General features: G+C 36.3%; 16 protein-coding genes. 2 read left to right on the forward strand and 14 right to left on the reverse strand.

Annotated elements, in window-relative coordinates; all coding sequences use genetic code 11:
- Nucleotides 1-247: 247 nt before the first annotated feature.
- The 12 genes from DN064_RS04070 to DN064_RS04125 all read right to left on the reverse strand — a co-directional run bounded on the left by DN064_RS04070 (nt 248) and on the right by DN064_RS04125 (nt 13,218).
- On the reverse strand, nt 248-712 hold the full coding sequence (locus tag DN064_RS04070; RefSeq protein ID WP_115461317.1) for a hypothetical protein: 465 nt from the start codon (nt 710-712) through the stop codon (nt 248-250).
- A 54-nt stretch (nt 713-766) separates the two neighbouring features.
- On the reverse strand, nt 767-2,530 hold the full coding sequence (locus tag DN064_RS04075) for a carbamoyltransferase family protein (protein ID WP_115461318.1): 1,764 nt from the start codon (nt 2,528-2,530) through the stop codon (nt 767-769).
- A 1-nt stretch (nt 2,531) separates the two neighbouring features.
- On the reverse strand, nt 2,532-3,260 hold the full coding sequence (locus DN064_RS04080) for a DUF2071 domain-containing protein (RefSeq protein WP_115461319.1): 729 nt from the start codon (nt 3,258-3,260) through the stop codon (nt 2,532-2,534).
- A gap of 209 nt (nt 3,261-3,469) precedes the next feature.
- A complete protein-coding gene (locus tag DN064_RS04085; RefSeq protein ID WP_115461320.1) occupies nt 3,470-4,108 on the reverse strand; it encodes a hypothetical protein in 639 nt (212 codons plus the stop codon).
- Between the two features lie 78 nt (nt 4,109-4,186).
- Nucleotides 4,187-5,362, reverse strand: a complete 1,176-nt coding sequence (locus DN064_RS04090) for a DmpA family aminopeptidase (RefSeq protein ID WP_115461321.1) — start codon at nt 5,360-5,362, stop codon at nt 4,187-4,189.
- 188 nt (nt 5,363-5,550) lie between these two features.
- Nucleotides 5,551-6,285, reverse strand: a complete 735-nt coding sequence (locus DN064_RS04095) for a DUF6090 family protein (RefSeq protein ID WP_115461322.1) — start codon at nt 6,283-6,285, stop codon at nt 5,551-5,553.
- A 150-nt stretch (nt 6,286-6,435) separates the two neighbouring features.
- Nucleotides 6,436-7,545 (reverse strand): serine hydrolase domain-containing protein, encoded by a 1,110-nt coding sequence (locus DN064_RS04100; RefSeq protein WP_115461323.1) that lies wholly within the window; start codon nt 7,543-7,545, stop codon nt 6,436-6,438.
- A 52-nt stretch (nt 7,546-7,597) separates the two neighbouring features.
- Nucleotides 7,598-8,440, reverse strand: coding sequence for a DUF6896 domain-containing protein (locus tag DN064_RS04105; protein ID WP_198659400.1), 843 nt, complete (start codon nt 8,438-8,440; stop codon nt 7,598-7,600).
- A gap of 172 nt (nt 8,441-8,612) precedes the next feature.
- Nucleotides 8,613-9,056: a hypothetical protein gene (locus tag DN064_RS04110; RefSeq protein ID WP_115461324.1), complete on the reverse strand. Its 444-nt coding sequence runs from the start codon at nt 9,054-9,056 to the stop codon at nt 8,613-8,615.
- A gap of 340 nt (nt 9,057-9,396) precedes the next feature.
- On the reverse strand, nt 9,397-11,088 hold the full coding sequence (gene lysS / locus DN064_RS04115) for a lysine--tRNA ligase (protein ID WP_115461325.1): 1,692 nt from the start codon (nt 11,086-11,088) through the stop codon (nt 9,397-9,399).
- A gap of 58 nt (nt 11,089-11,146) precedes the next feature.
- Nucleotides 11,147-12,028 carry a thioredoxin family protein gene (locus DN064_RS14205; protein ID WP_115461326.1) on the reverse strand — a complete coding sequence of 294 codons (882 nt, stop codon included), beginning with the start codon at nt 12,026-12,028 and terminating at the stop codon, nt 11,147-11,149.
- A gap of 107 nt (nt 12,029-12,135) precedes the next feature.
- On the reverse strand, nt 12,136-13,218 hold the full coding sequence (locus DN064_RS04125) for a response regulator transcription factor (RefSeq protein ID WP_232827364.1): 1,083 nt from the start codon (nt 13,216-13,218) through the stop codon (nt 12,136-12,138).
- Between the two features lie 76 nt (nt 13,219-13,294).
- On the opposite strand from DN064_RS04125, the gene DN064_RS04130 reads away from it, so the two are divergent.
- Entirely contained in the window at nt 13,295-13,453 is a 159-nt protein-coding gene (locus DN064_RS04130; RefSeq protein ID WP_115461327.1) for a YqaE/Pmp3 family membrane protein, read from the forward strand.
- Between the two features lie 17 nt (nt 13,454-13,470).
- The gene (gene lipB / locus DN064_RS04135; RefSeq protein WP_115461328.1) at nt 13,471-14,220 is read left to right on the forward strand and encodes a lipoyl(octanoyl) transferase LipB; all 750 of its coding nucleotides are present in this window, start codon (nt 13,471-13,473) and stop codon (nt 14,218-14,220) included.
- On the opposite strand, the gene DN064_RS04140 is transcribed toward lipB, so the two are convergent.
- Together DN064_RS04140 and DN064_RS04145 are read right to left on the reverse strand one after the other, a co-directional pair.
- Nucleotides 14,217-15,149, reverse strand: coding sequence for an ion channel (locus DN064_RS04140; protein ID WP_115461329.1), 933 nt, complete (start codon nt 15,147-15,149; stop codon nt 14,217-14,219). The genes lipB and DN064_RS04140 overlap by 4 nt on opposite strands.
- Nucleotides 15,150-15,202: 53 nt before the next feature.
- On the reverse strand, nt 15,203-16,252 hold the full coding sequence (locus tag DN064_RS04145; protein ID WP_115461330.1) for a nucleoid-associated protein: 1,050 nt from the start codon (nt 16,250-16,252) through the stop codon (nt 15,203-15,205).
- Nucleotides 16,253-16,276 lie beyond the last annotated feature (24 nt).

Raw genomic sequence — 16,276 nt, forward strand, 5'->3', positions numbered from 1 at the left:
TAAAGTTTAGTTCTTTGGTTGGGAATATTTTCATTTCTCAAATTAGGCACAACGGTTTAGCTATGATGACGTTGCGGTTGGCAACGCAGCGTAGCGCCACTCCGGCGTGATTGGGTTTTCTAACCGGTAGCGAAGCGTGTTGCATTACGCAGACAATCATGCTTTGGTTTATTGATTAAATGTAGGAATAAATTTCAAATGAAATAGAGAGTAGCAATGCATTACAGGTGGTGTTGTAAAACGTTTTTTATTCTATTTCTATATTTAAAACAGGTTTTTTCAATCTAAAATCATCAGCTTTTATTAATTCAATTTCTACTATGCTTTCGGACGATATATTTTGATTTTTATTTTCAATCAAGTATCCGTTAACATAAATATCATTGTTTTCGGCTAGTCCAAAAAAATCATTCAACTCCCTCTGCGTTTTGATTTCAATCTCTTGATTAACAGTAATTTTTATGATTCCAGTATTTTTACCTCTTTCAATAAATAGGTTAGTAGTACCAAGTTTTTGATCTTTAAAAATGTTAAGTTCAGAGATTTTGTTAGACGATATTTTGTTTAACATCTCAGCACTTGCAATTACGGTATCATTTATTATTAAAATTGGTCTCCCTGTTTTCAACATGCTTTTTTTTCTATTCTGATTTTGAGCATCAGTAGAAAACCCTATTGTTAGAATTAATAATAATGTTAATATCGATTTCATTTAGTTTATTTTAATGTTTGCTAACGGTTTGGCTAAGCTGCGTTTTAATGCAGTTTAGGTTTTGTTGTGCATAGTTGATTTAGTAACTAAATAATCCCCTAGTATTAAAGCATCCAATCCAAGGTTCATAAATGTTTGTATAGCTTGTTCAGGGTTACATACAATTGGTTGATCTTTACCATTGAAAGATGTATTTAATAGTACTGGGTGTCCTGATTTTTGACTGAATTTATTGAGAAGACTATGGAATATTGGATTTGTTTCTGGACAAACAGTTTGAATACGACAGGTTTCGAAGTGATTAATTGCTCTGAGATCTTGGGCTTTGCCTTCTTTGATTTTAACAACGAATTGCATGTAGGGTGATTCCTGAGAAATATCAAAGTACTCAGAAGCGCACTCTTTGGGGATAGAGGCTGCAAATGGGCGGTACTTTTCACGATTCTTTATTGAAACATTCAACGTGTCTTTCATCTCCAGATTAATTGGAGAGGCAAGAATACTTCGATTGCCAAGCGCACGTGCTCCGTATTCCATTCTCCCATGAAACCATGCAACAACTTTATTTGAAGCTAGTAAATTGGCTGCTTCTTCCACGATGTCATCCGATTTGTTAAATATAATTTGATCCTCAAACCTTTTCAGCTCATTGAAATATGAGGCACCTGTATATTCTGGCCCTGAGAACCCAAGATCCATTGGCTTTATGTCTATTTTTTCCTGATTGATTTGAGATGAATAATACAAAGCTGCACCAAGAGAGATTCCATTGTCTCCTGGTACAGGTGGTATGAATACTTTTTCGAAAAGATTGCTATCAAGTATTCTACCATTCGCCATGCTGTTTTGGAAGACCCCACCACTGAGACATAAGTTCTTGCAGCTAGTTTTTTCCTTGAGTCTAATGACCATTTTTAAAAGTTGAACTTCCAAAGCACTTTGAATTGACGCAGCAAGATTGAAATGAATGGATGTCAACTTTTCTGTTGGTTTCCGTTGTTGGATTCCGAAGTGTTGTTCAAGCTTTTTGATGCAATAAGGAAGATTTAAAATTGACTCAGTATACTTGGTCGAAAAACCGTCATCCGTATCTATAAGCAACGATTGTAATTTGTCCAAGTACTCATTTGGATTGCCGTATGCCGCCATTCCCATGACCTTGTATTCATCATATCCACATCTGTATCCTAGAAATTCAGTGAAAATACCATAAAGAATTCCGATCGAATTAGGTGATTTGACTACGCTAAACTGTTTTATTGTCCCATTTTTCCATTCTCCAGACATAGCGGATAGGAATCCTCCTGATCCATCTATGGATAAAAAAGCTGCTTCCTTGAATGTGGAGGAGAGAAAACTACTAGCTACATGTGCTATGTGATGATCCACAGTAGCGATTTTAGCATTCGTCTTCTTATTGAAAAGGCGTTCCATTTCCTTTACAGCCTTTTTCGAAGACATTGCATCGTTTAGTACGCTTATTCCTGCATAAGTTGTCTTTGGCAAATATTTTATGGGTGTTCTTATAAGGTGGTTAAATCCGGTCAGTAATAGCTCTAATTTTTTACTAGACCAAGGAAAGACAAAGCAGTCAATGTCCTCCCATTTTAGATTACAAAAGGCTAGTCCCTCGGAGAGAGCATTGTGCGGAATTGCTGCTGTATGTTTGTCAAGATTATACCTCTCTTCTTCTGCCGCAAACACTAATTTCCCATCAACTAAAATGCTTACTGAACTATCATGTCCAACAAATCGGATTTTGTATTTATCAATATAATATTGGCTATTGAGAGCCCCAGAAAATCCTACGATAACCATATTACACTAAATATTTTCGATTTACTACAATTTCTGAACCATCGAACAAATGAACCGAATTGGGCTGAAGAAGGCTGAGTTGTTTGAATTCTTCACCGAAAACCTTTTCGAAATCAAATGAAATATCGTAATCAAGAACTCTGTGAGTTCGCCATTCAGGGTGTTCAATTTTATATACTGTGGCGGAGTTGGAGTTTACTTGAGACGTTCCCCAGAAATGTTTCGAGAAGAAATGTTCATTAGAATTTAAGTCTATTGTTTGAGTGTCAATGCTGCTTATAATTTTAATGTTATGCCACTGGTTTTTCTTGAGACCGTAGGAGGTCAGTAGCTCTGTTCCATTATTCTGCCAAAAGTGTTTCATTTTAGCGGTTTCATAATTTTCTTTATAGACGGTTCTTGCTACGAAAGTAAGAGCTCTTTTGGGGAAGTACAATTTTGTAAATGCCACTTCCGATCTCCACTTTCCTCTTGAAATCTCTCGTTTTACATAAAATCTTAAGTTAATTTCTTCGAATACTTGATGAAATGGAATCCGCACATTCAAAAGTCGTGTTTCGCAATACCTAAAAGCAACAAGGCTAATAAAGTATTTACCGTTATGAGATTCTAACTCGGTGCCTTTTGGCAGATGCTTATTAAGTATTGAAGGGTCTATGATGTAATTGGCAGAAGCTAATCTTAACCAGTTTGCTTTCAAGAAAATCTTACTATGTTTGCTTCTTCCCACTTAATTTTGTTTGTTCTAAATTATGTACAATGTCTCGGCTATGATTTCGTTGCGGTTGGCAGTTTGCGCAGCGTTGCTCGTTTTTTCAACCGGTGCGAAGCAAACAGCTTAACGAAATCATTCAAGATCTATTTTGAGTATTAAATGTAAAAGATTTTTTAATTGAAGTAAGAGAGTAGCAATGAATTATAGCCATTGTTGGCAAATCGTTAATTTTTTATTTTTCGATATGTGTTCCAAATTTTAGGTCCAGTTTTAAATTCTCCATCACTGATTTCAGTTAATTTCCACTCAAACACTTTTTCTGAAATTACTTTTGCTTGAACAGGAAACATAGTAATTTCAATTAATTTGTTTGAATTATGTTCCAATTCTAATTCAATAATTTCGTAGCCCAATGAAAGTATTTGATATTTGACCTTAGTATCTTTTTTCTCAACCTCAATCGTATTTTTCTCTTTATAAATTTCAAATGCTTTGATATTAGGTTGTTCAACTACATTTGTGTAAAGAGAAAATCCATTTTCATCTTTTATTACAAATTTGAATTCTATCTTTTCAGAATTTGCCTTAACCTCCTTGATATTAACTATACTTTTTGTCGGTTGTTCTTTTTTGTCAAATGTGAGTTTTAAAGTTTTGTTTTTTAATTCAAAAATTCCAGTTCCAATATGTGAAGTTCCTAAACAACCAGAAACAGAATATTCAAACTTATTATTTTCTTTAAAATCAATACAAGCAACATCAGATTCTCCGATTGGTATTGAGCAATATTTTCCACTAAATTTTTCTTGAGAAAAAATCAAAACAGTGGTCAGAAGAATGATTATTTGCAGAATTTTTTTCATAATGTTTGCCAACGGTCTAGTATATGAAGCGTAGCGACCTCACGAGAGCTATGATTTCATATACAATGTTGTACCACGTTATTTTTTTATTCGATTGTATTTTTCAAGCGTTTCAATCAGCAATTGGTGTGGAATAGCATAAGCCTTATTTCCATTTATTCCTTCCATTGTTTCAGCGGCAACCATAGCATTTATTATTGCTTCTTCTACTGCTTGAACTGTAGCTTCAAAAACTGGTGTCAATAAATCATTTGACATAGCTTCGACTGTCGTCATTTCATCACGATTAAACGCTTTTTCATTTGCAGTTGAAAATGCTAAAAATATGTCTCCGGAACCATTACTTCCTCGTCCACCAACAATGCCAACGCCTAAAGGAATTCTTTGAGCAATTCTTTTTAGTTGATGTGGTAATAAAGGAACATCGGTTGCAACAATTACTATGATAGAACCATCTCCTTCTTGTCTTCTAGATTTGGGTGGTGCTTTATATTCATAATTTAAAGTGTCTTTTAGTTCGATACCAACTGGAACACCAGCTATTGACAGGTTTCTTTTGGCTCCAAAATTGGATTGAACAATTGCTCCGACTGTATAAGTTGAATCCTTGATTTTGAAAACTCTTGATGAAGTTCCTGTACCGCCTTTAAAACCCAAGCACATCATACCAGTTCCTCCACCTACGTTTCCTTCAGCAATTTTTCCACTTGAAGAATTCTCTATTGCTTCTAAAACGTGCCTTTCTTTCACGTGAAATCCATAAATATCATTAAGAAATCCATCATAAGTTTCCGCTACTACTGGATAGGTGTACCACCAGTTCTCTCCGCTATACCAATCTGTATCAACAAACCATTTTAGTACAGCTTGTCTTACTTCACCAACACTATTGGTATTGGTTATCATTATAGGCGTTTCAAGAAAACCTGATTCAGTTACCCAAGTTGTACCTGTCATTTCCCCATTTCCGTTTAGACTATACCAGTTGGCGTAAACTGGACTAAATTTATTGGCTTTTCCTCTTGGAAATATGGCGGTAACTCCAGTTCTAATAGGTCCTTTATTTAAAGCATTTTCTCCTTTTCCAGAAATAATTGTACTGTATCCAACCTCTATACCTTTCACATCGGTTATAGCATTAAATTCGCCAGTTTCACCAACAAATGGAACTCCTAAATCTCTTGCTCTTGGTTTTTGAGAATAAGATTGGAAACAAATAAGTGATAATAATGAAACTATAAATATTCTTCTCATTTTGGTTTGTTTTTAATGTGGTACAACGGTTTCGTGTATGGTTTGTGCGGGAAATTCGGTTAGAATTTTCCGAGTAGTGAATATACGAAACGAAATCAACTCTTCCTTTTAACCAACTGCGCAGCATGAACTATACACGTTGTTGTGCTTTCGTTGTGTTATCTTATAATTTTTAATCAAAATAGTTGTTATTCATCAGAGTCTTCCAAAAGTTTTAAGACTAAATTAGTTTGTTTTAAAACATCTTCGGAAAGTTCTACATATCTGTATATCCCATATCCAGTTCTTTCAAAAAGAGTAAATAGATCTTTAGGTAAATGTTTAGTATCTATATCTTGCTGCAAAACTCTAAGTAACGATTCATTTGGTAAATTTAGCGGTGGATGTTTAATTCTAAAGTTAGATACAAACAACGTATAATCTTCTCGAATTACTGATGATATTTTTAATTCATGAAGCTGAAGTCTATTAAGTTCCATTAGAGCTTCCTGAAGTTCTTTATCTAGTAAATTTATATGCCCTCCAGAGATTAAAAGGTTAAAGGTGTTAGAGTTGTATGTGTTAAGCGTTCTGTAGTTAGTAAATGTAACTTCTATCAATTTTGAAACTACTTCATCTGAAGAATTAAAAGTTTCTTCCCCGAATTCATCGGCGGTTTCAAGAAAGGATTCAAGTATTTTTTGGTTTTGATTAATTCTTTCCTTTAACTGTAAGGTGTCTTTTACCAAATCAATTTTTAATGATGTCTTATATTGGTTTTTGAGATGCCTCTTCTTCTGTGATTCATTCCAATTATTGACTTGAAGAGCAATTAAAATTCCGATAACGACAAGAAGAATTTCTCCAATTGCATATTTAAAATATTTTCCAGTTTTGCCTTCGGAAAGTAAGTTTTGGCGGATTCGTCTAAAGAATTTTATCATTGGTTATTGGTTGTTTATAATGAAGCACAACGTGTTTGTATAAGATTAGTTGCGTGTTTTAAGCACCTAATTTGGCAAATACAAACCGAATAGAAAATCCGCAAGGATTTTCGTAAGCAAGCTTGCACTAGCAATTAATTTTGTACGGTGTTAGCGGTAGTTTTTTATATAATCCACAACTAATGAATCCGTCTTTTTAACCAAGCCATTTGCAAATAATGTATTTCGATTCATAAATATTGCAATTGTTAAAGGTTTATCTAAATACCTTTTCGTAAATGTGTTTGTGCCAAACCAGCCTCCACCATGCAATGCGGTACTGTCAGTAACATGCCAACCCATTGCATAATAATTTTCAACTCCATTTTTTTTCTCCGTGGAACTAGGCTTGAATATTATTTCGTGAGTTTTTTCGGAAAAAATTGTTTTATTTCTTAATGCTAGGTCATATTGGAAATAATCGTCTACACTTGTATAAACCCCTCCAGCTCCTAAAAGGCCATTAAGAAAATGACCATCCATTTTTTTCCAATTACCTAAACTGTCTTTTTCATAACAAAATGCTCTTTCTTCAATTGCGATAGGTTTTGCAAGATTGAAAAAATTCGTTTTATTCATTCCAGCTTTATTGAATACCTTTTCCTTTGCAAATTCTGCAAATTCTTGTCCACTCACTTTTTCAACAATACTAGGGATGAGTTCATATATGCCATTATTGTATTGATATTTTTCCCCTGGTTTTGTGATTGTACGATTTTCTTTAGAATACCATTCTAAAATATTTTTATTCTCTGCTATTCTTGTAGAATCCCATTCTGTAAAAAATGCTTCTTCAGCGTCTGCTTCTCCAGAAGTATGATTTATTAATTGCTCGATTGTAGTTCCATCCTTAAAAGTTTCTACTGGAAAAATTGAATAAACAGAATCATTTAATGATATTTTTCCTTCATCAACAAGTTTTAGGATGGTAAGTGCTGTGAATTGCTTACTGACAGATCCCATCCTCATATTTGTACTTTTTGTAATTGGTTCTTTTGTTTCTATATTTCTTAATCCAAAACCCTTTCCGATTATCATTTGACCGTCATAAGAAACAAGTAAAGCTGCTCCAGGTTCATTTTCTTCGATATTAGAATTGAATAGTGAATCAATACTTGTCCGCAATTTTTCTAGTTCAATATCCTTTGTTTCGACTTTTTTGTCCGAAGGTGATTTACAAGAAACAAAAAGTATTAGAAATATTATGATTGTATTTTTCATATTGGTTGATTTTAATTACCGCTAACGGTCTTGTATAAGAATAGTGGCGGTTTTAAGACCACAAACCTCTCAGTTTAGACCATATTGTATTTTTGTTATTATTATTTATTTTGGCAATTTCTCCGCCATTATTTTTATACGTTGTTGTGCGTAGGCTTTCTTCTTCCTCTTCTGGATTATAGACTTCTACTTTAACTTTACCTCTGTCAGTTACAACAATTCCTTTTTGATTTGGCCAATTTGAATTCACGTATTCAAATTTTCCAATTTCCACCATTTTTTCTAAAATTCTCAAGCCATCTGCATAATCGCAATATATTCCAACTGGTAAAGGTTGATACTCTTTAGTCGTCTTAATGAATCCAGTAAAAAAATAAGGGTCAAGTTGTCCAAATTCCAATCCGTAAGTTAAAGGAATTTCAATTCTTTGTCCAGTTTTGTTATTAGTAAGTCCGCAATGTATTCCATGAAAGGCATATCTCCATTCATTCATTTCTCCAACTGGTTTATATCCGAACTTTTCAGTGTGGCATAAAGTGTTCATTGGATATTCGGGGTCAATCTTCACATTGTGTTTATCGGCAAATTCATTTATTAATTTCGTTGCCAAATTCCGATAATCTTTTGCACATTTCTCAAAGAACTTCTGATGCTTCTCAATTTCTTTGTCCGTAATTAATTTGACTATATTTATTTCAGGTTCTATTGTATGAACTGCAATTTGGAATTCAGGATGTTCAAATTTCCATTGACTTCCAATTTTTTCTCTTTTGGATTTAATTTTATTGCCAAATACAATTTTCCATTCAATTCCTCTTTCAAGTGATTTGATTGTTTTAAAATCTGGAATATTATTCAGATTATTACAAACTTGTATTTTCCTGGTTAGTTCCAATGTTTCTTCTGCTTACGCACAACGGTATTGTGTATGGCTCGTTGCGGGAAATCAGCTATGATTTTCCGCCGTAACCAAAAAATAGGAAATTACAATGAATTCCGATTAGGAATTCAGCCGCAATGAGCTATACACCTTGTTGTGCGTTCGTATTTTATCAGAATTGAAGGCTCTATTGTTTCATTTCAACACGTATGAGCCTCATTGTTATAGTTTTACTCAGATTTTCTACAGAATGTGGGGCCTCTGGGTCCTTATACATGGTCAAAGGAAAGGTTAGTGGCTCGGGTATTTGTCTACTGTCGACTATTACATTCCCTTCTGAGTCTCTATCGATAAAAAATCCGGCTTCCATAACATATAAAACACTAGGCCACTGATGGTGATGAATGGGTTCAACTTCACCGGGTGCCACGGTTACTTCGAGCACTCTAACCTTATCATTTTCTAAAAGAATTTTGTGATTTCCTGGTGCGGCACTAACTGCATCTTGATCTTTAGGCCAATTTGCAGGGTCACCCGTTTTGTAGGAATAAGTTTGTTGTCCAAAAACAGAAAAGGACGAAAATACCGTCAAATAAATTACGGTAACGAAAAGACTACTTTTTGATTTCATTGTTAATTAATTTAAGTTACGAGCTTACTCTAATTGGTTTTCAGCATCCCCATTTTTATTCAATTAAGTCGATTGTCATATGACGCACAACAATTGTATAAACACATTGTGTTTATTTACGTTATATATTTCCTACAAGTATAATAATTAATAGCTAAACCTACTGACGCTAGTTGAACCCAATAGATATAAGGGTTTGAAGAAATCTCTCATTACAGTAGAAATCACAATTGCCATTTGTAACCGTATATTATGCGTATAATATTCGGTTAGATGAAATAACACAGACGGTTATCAAGCTTATGTGCTGCAGAGGTAAATACCTACTCTAGAATGAGATTTATGCCACCTCAACAAACAAGCCTTCCTCAGTTTTTTCAACTTTAGCGGCATTATTTTTAGTTAGGTCTTTAATGGCTTTATCCCATTTTTTATTGGAGAGTCCAGCTTCTGCTTTTAAGTCGCTTAAAAGCATCTTAGATTGCTTCTCAAGCAGTGCTAATACTGCTTTGGCATCCTCACTAATGGCTAATGGCTTTTTCTCTGGTTTCATTTGCGGGAAGAACAAGACCTCCTGGATACTCTGGTTATTAGTGAGGAACATGATTAAACGGTCCATACCAATCCCCATTCCAGAGGTTGGCGGCATCCCATATTCTAAGGCGCGTAAAAAGTCATAGTCAATAAATTCTGTGGCCTCATCATCACCCTTTTGTGCCAGTTTAAGTTGATGCTCAAAACGCTCTTTCTGGTCAATAGGATCATTTAACTCAGAGTAAGCATTGGCAATCTCTTTACCACAAACCATAAGCTCAAAACGCTCAGTGAGTTCTGGATGATCACGATGCTCTTTACAAAGCGGGCTCATCTCTTTTGGATAGTCGGTGATAAAGGTGGGCTGGATGTAGTTGCCTTCACATTTTTCACCAAAGATCTCATCAATCAGCTTGCCTTTCCCCATGGTATCATCCACCTCAATATCCATATTTTTCGCGGCAGATCGAATCTCATCGTCAGTTTTACCATAGATATCAAATCCGGTGAATTCCAAAATAGAATCCCGCATGGTCACGCGCTTATAAGGCGCCTTAAAGTCGATTTCATTATCACCAAAGGTGGCCTTGGTAGTGCCGTTAACAGCCACAGCACAGTGCTCCAGCAATTGCTCACAGAAGTCCATCATCCAATTGTAGTCCTTGTAAGCTACATAGATTTCCATAGCGGTAAACTCTGGATTATGGGTGCGGTCCATGCCTTCGTTTCTAAAATTCTTGGAGAATTCATACACCCCATCAAACCCACCTACAATTAAGCGCTTGAGGTAGAGTTCATTGGCAATACGCATGTACAAAGGGATGTCTAGCGTGTTATGGTGGGTAATAAACGGTCTGGCAGCAGCACCTCCTGGAATGGGCTGAAGTATAGGCGTTTCTACCTCAAAGTAACCAGCATCGTTAAAAAACTGACGCATGGCATTAAACAACCTGGTGCGTTTTACAAATACATCCTTCACATTGGGATTCACCACCAAATCTGCATACCGTTGACGGTAGCGCAATTCTGGGTCATTGAACTCATCATAAATGTTTCCTTCAGCATCTTGTTTGGGCAGGGGTAAAGGCTTCAAGGATTTACTTAAGACTGTAAAGTCTTTAACCATCACTGTTTTTTCACCAACTTTAGTAGTGAAGAGTGTCCCCTCAATACCTATAAAGTCACCTATATCCAGTAGCTTTTTATAGACATCGTTGTATTTGGTTTTGTCGTCACCTGTGCAAATTTCATCACGGTTAAAATACACCTGGATGCGACCAGCACTATCCTGTAATTCAGCAAAACTAGCACTCCCTTGAATACGTCGGCTCATTAAGCGACCCGCAATGGTCACCGTTTTACCTTCCTCAAATTCCGATTTAATATCGGTACTTAATTCCTTTACAGGGAATAGATCCGCAGGGTAGGGGTTGATACCTAGATTTCTTAGTTTTTCTAACTTCTCGCGTCTTACAAGTTCTTGCTCCGACAATTGCATGTTCTGTATTTTTGAACTGCAAAATTACACTATTTCAAAGAAAAAAGTAACGCTCTGTTTAACGTGATTTTATTTGGTTGAGTCGGCTTTGTAATTGTTTGTTTTTTGGGTCCAATTCTACAGCTTTTTCCAGTGCTACTAATGCCTCCTCTGTACGGTTGGCTTTATTGAGCATCTGGTATAAATTCACAAATACCTTGGGGTTGTCTGGAAAGAATTTAGTGTTTAATTCCAGCACCGCTATAGCTTCTTCGGTTTTTTGACTATTGTTAAGGACTTTAGCGTAGGTGTTAAGCTCATACATACTGCTAATCTTGTCTTGATAGTTTTTTAGCAGCTTGTTTTCCTTGCGCTTGAGTTTGTTGACACCTTTTTGCAATACAGTATGAACCTCCTGAACTACTGCGTAGTGACCTTCGTAAGAATTAGTAGAAACGATTTGTAACAAATCTTTTTCGATTGATTCAACCGGTTCTTCTACTATTCTGTTGATCTCCTTTCCATTTTTAAAGATGATAAAGGTTGGGACCCTGTGAATGTTAAGGCCAGCTTCTTCGTGTTGGGGGCTTTGTTTGTATAGCCCGGCTTCTCTACTAAGGGCGACCATAGTCAACTGGTTATTAGGGAACTGTAATTCATCTAGAACCTTGAGAAATCGTGGTACTTCACGCTTGCTATCTCCACACCAGGTGCCCATGAATAAAAGTATTTCATAATCGGCAATGGTTCCAGACAGGTTGTTAATGGTGCTGGCATCTGGGCTGTAGTTGTTATAATTGGTCTCAAACCATCCGTTGTAGTTGGGGCCTTGTAAACCGGATTTATCAATTTTACCTAAAAGATAGGCTTGCTTGCCATTGTTAATTTCGGTATTGAGGTTTTGGCTAAAGACGGTAAAATGGAGACAACATAAACCCATTAAAAGTAGTACTGATTTCATGATTATGATTTTTAATTGTTGAAATCAAAAATGGCGTAACCACTAGCTTAAATAGAAGAATCAGGGTTTGAAATTGGTACTAGTACCGGGTTTGAATTTTGTAACTGTCAGTTAAACAAGGATTTAACTCCGTCTCTTGAGTTAACCTCTAACTTTTTATAAATACTGTTAGTGTGGCTTTTAACAGTACTAACACTGACAAAGAGAGCATCAGCTATGTCTTTATTGCTCTTATTTTCGAGAAGTAGTTCTAGAACTGCCTGTTCTTGTTTGGAGAGTTGTGCTTTTAAATTTTTGCTGCGATGTCGTTTTTTCTTCACCAGTCTAAATAATAAGACCGTATTAAGAATAAGGGAGAGTGCCAACAAGGTATAGAGCAACAGGTTCTGTGTTTCGGAATTGGGTTTTTGGGTACTGGCCAGCATGAACCGGTCTGCCTGTAGCTCTCTGGCGTATTGCCTTGTATAGCTGGTGTTTGGGTAGGAATTGAGCAACTTATTATGTAGGTCCTGATAGTAGTTGTTAGTTTTTAAATCTTCAACATAATACCGATAAATATCATTAGAACGGTCAGATAAATAAGCATAGGTATACAGTTCAGCCAGGGGTTCATTGGCGGCCTTACTAAAATCCTGAAGGGTAGCAAACCACTTTTTGTCGTTTAGTTTTTTATTGGCATCACTGCGGTATTCACTATAGGCAAAGCGCATTTCTTCCTTAAGTGAATCAATCTTTATTAATGCTGTAGCTTTAGGATTATTGGATTCAATATCACAAAAAATCTGTTTTTCAAAACCATAGGGCAAACTTAAGGTATCAGTATTCTTGGCTATAAAAACAACCGCGTAACTATTGGGGCAGAACCCTCCAAAACCTTTGCCATCTTGTATCTCATTACAATAGTCTGAATGGATTCTGTAGATTCTATTGGCGTCTTCTAGCAAGTTGCCTTTAAACTCAAAATAACCAGTGCTGTCAGCAGTTGTTCTGGTAATTATCTGATCGTTATAAATGCCATTTAATTGTCGGTAATCTTCAACGACAGACAGGTATACTGAAGGCGCGTCTTCACCAGGATCTACATAGCCAGAAAAATGGTATTGCGCATGTACCTGCAGTACAATACCTAAGAATAGAAGCGCCAGAAGTTTTCGCATAAACGAATCTACAAAATCTGATAAATAGTACATCGTTAAGGTAGATAAAATGTAACAAAACGTTATTTTGTGAGACCTATAGGTACATCAAATTCAATCAACGAAACCTATGAGTATTTGGCGCGTACTGTTGTCCATCCTTTGCCCACCTTTAGCAGTTTTAGATAAAGGCTGTGGGTCTATTCTTATCGTATTTTTACTTTGGCTTTGCGGCTGGGTGCCAGGCGTTATTGCTGCCCTGGTGATCTTAAACAATCCTGAACGATAAAAGCGTATCTTTGCACTGTGAATAAGAGTGTATTTTTAGAAGATCTAGGATATAAAGATTACAAAGACACCTGGGATTATCAGGAAGTGCTTTTTAAAGACATTCTGGATACCAAAATCAAGAATAGACGGCAAGATTTAAACCTGCCCACCAACAACCACTTTTTGTTTGTGGAGCACCCTCATGTTTATACCCTAGGAAAGAGTGGAGATTTAGAAAATCTGTTACTCAATGAGCAACAATTGAAAGCTAAGGGCGCGACATTTTACAAGATAAATCGCGGGGGTGATATAACCTATCACGGACCTGGACAGATTGTAGGCTATCCTATTTTAGATCTGGATAATTTTTTTACCGATATACATAAATACCTGCGTTTTCTGGAAGAGATGATCATTTTAACTCTTGCTGAGTATGGCTTAAAAACCGAGCGCAGTCCTGGTGAGACGGGGGTGTGGCTGGATGTTGGAACTCCCTTTGCCAGGAAGATTTGTGCCATGGGCGTTCGAGCGAGTAGATGGGTGACCATGCATGGCTTTGCTTTAAACGTTAATGCCGATTTGGGCTACTTTGATAATATAATTCCCTGTGGTATTCGCGGCAAGGCCGTAACCTCATTAAATGTGGAGCTGGGTGTAGAAAAAGTAGATGAACAAGAGGTTAAAGAAAAGCTCTTAAACCATTTTGAGACTTTGTTTGAAGCTACCTTTATAAAGAGTGAGAAAGATCTTAAGAAAATACTCGACGCAACACCAAAAATATCTTAATTCAAGTCGGCCTTTTCGGTATTATCAATACCACTGACATCAATTAACAGCTTGTCATTTTCCATACGTCCTAGATAGACAAATTTTTCTCCCCAACTAAGTTCATGAGACTTGTACGATGATCTTGAGTGAACTGTGTTTAATGAGGATTCATCGTAAGCCTTGATGGTAGCAATAAACTCGGCATCTTTATCTAATAACTCTTTTTCGGTTAAATTGTAGAGCGGGCTGTTCTCATCAATGGGATGGACTACCGTCCAGACCGAAGGAAAAAAGACCACTCTAGAGCGTTCTAGTTCCAGAGAAAAAAAGTCACGTAAATGGGAATTCTCTCTTTGTATGGATAAACTTACTTCAGCCTCAACTTCCAGCAGCTGATTTCGTTTGGCATTATAAACGCGAAACATAAAACCATTAATATCGCGATAGGGAGCGATGACGGCCTTTGTGCTGTAGGTGATATTGGAAACGGGTTTAGAGAATCTTCCATACATGAGTCCTGTGGCCAGAGCAAATGACAATAACCCTAACAAAGATTCCGTTGCAGCAACAATATTGGCGGCTAGTCCAATGGGTGCTACTTGCCCATAACCTAGTGTTGTTATGGTTTGTGCACTAAAAAAGAAGGCTTCCATAAATTGCTCAGTAGGATCTGAAGAGCGTATGCCTGTTAGGTTTTCTATGCCAATTAGGTAATAGAGCGTGGCAAAAATAAAGTTGATAACCAGGTATCCTGCAAAGACGAAACCAAAGAATTTAGTCCATGACAGGGTTACCAGTTCATGAAAGAAATTGAGTCGGTTAAAAAAGGGGACTTTTACCTTTTTTATGTTGAAACTCCCATCCTTGTTAAGCGCACGGTATCCTTTGCTGGTTGGTTTGGTGCCAAGGCCAAAATCATTGAATCGGAATTTTCGTTTGGTTGCCATATAGCGCTCAAATAAACATCCCTAAAATAACTAAAAAGAAAGAGAATGAGGGATTAGGTTTCTGCATTAAAATACACCTTGTAGAAATGCATCTTTTTATCCTCGTCATAACCGCGCTCCAGATAGTCTGAAGTGGCATCTGGTGCGTCAACATCGATCTTGATTTTAATGTGTGTATCCAGACTTATTTCAGTCTTAATCTTCTGTTTTTGCTTTCTTAATACGGGATTTGAGACTTCAAAATGATTGCGTAATAGGACTTTATTTTCAGACTCATAGGATTTTTTAAAGGCTTCAAACATTTCAATTTGATCTTCTTCTTCAAAGACGTCTTCTTTAAAATTTTCCACATTTACCATTTCATTTTCTTTGAAATAGTCAACTGTTTTAACCAAAAAGTCACTTTGTTCCTGACCTCCAAATTGTGGCTGTAAGACCTCTTTTGAGAATTCACGACACATTTCCAAATAGTTCTTGGTGTGCTGGTTGGAATCATCTGGATATTTGATATTTAAAAACTGTTTAATCCAGTATTGCGCATCGTAAGAATTATTGTCAACACTAAAGATTATTTTGCCTTCAGCATCTGAATAGTTTAATACAAGACAGCCTTTATCTACTTTCTTGGACTGGATTCCTTTTTGCACCACGATGTCGTAATGACTGTCCTCTCTGTAGGTTTGAAAGAATTCCGTTTTCGTTTCAATTTTAAAAATCCCCAGGCCTTCAACAAATTGATCTTCGTATTGAATGTTGTCAAATAAACAAACGAGTACATCTCCGGTCTTAATTTGAGCTGAATTGGATTGTTCAAATAGATGCAGAACCATATGCTTTGATACCTCTATAAAATCCTCATCAGACTCGAATAGGGACTGAGTGTAGCTGTTAATTTCGTTGAGGTTAATATCTGCATGATGGTTAAACCGGTAACTTTCTGTGGCGCTTACAAAAGGCTTTAAGGTAAATGGCAAAAGAAGATCGTAGGTAACATCGTCAAGGTTGAGAATCTGTTCTGAAAACGCATTTTTAGTTTCATTGAATTTGTTTCCAACCTTATGAATGATGCATTTTTTAAGGGTGGCCTTTTGTCGTTTGATCATGGAAAATTCCGATTATAAAATGGG

Origin of the sequence: Winogradskyella aurantiaca, from assembly GCF_003362725.1 — a bacterium.
Classification (GTDB): domain Bacteria; phylum Bacteroidota; class Bacteroidia; order Flavobacteriales; family Flavobacteriaceae; genus Winogradskyella_A; species Winogradskyella_A aurantiaca.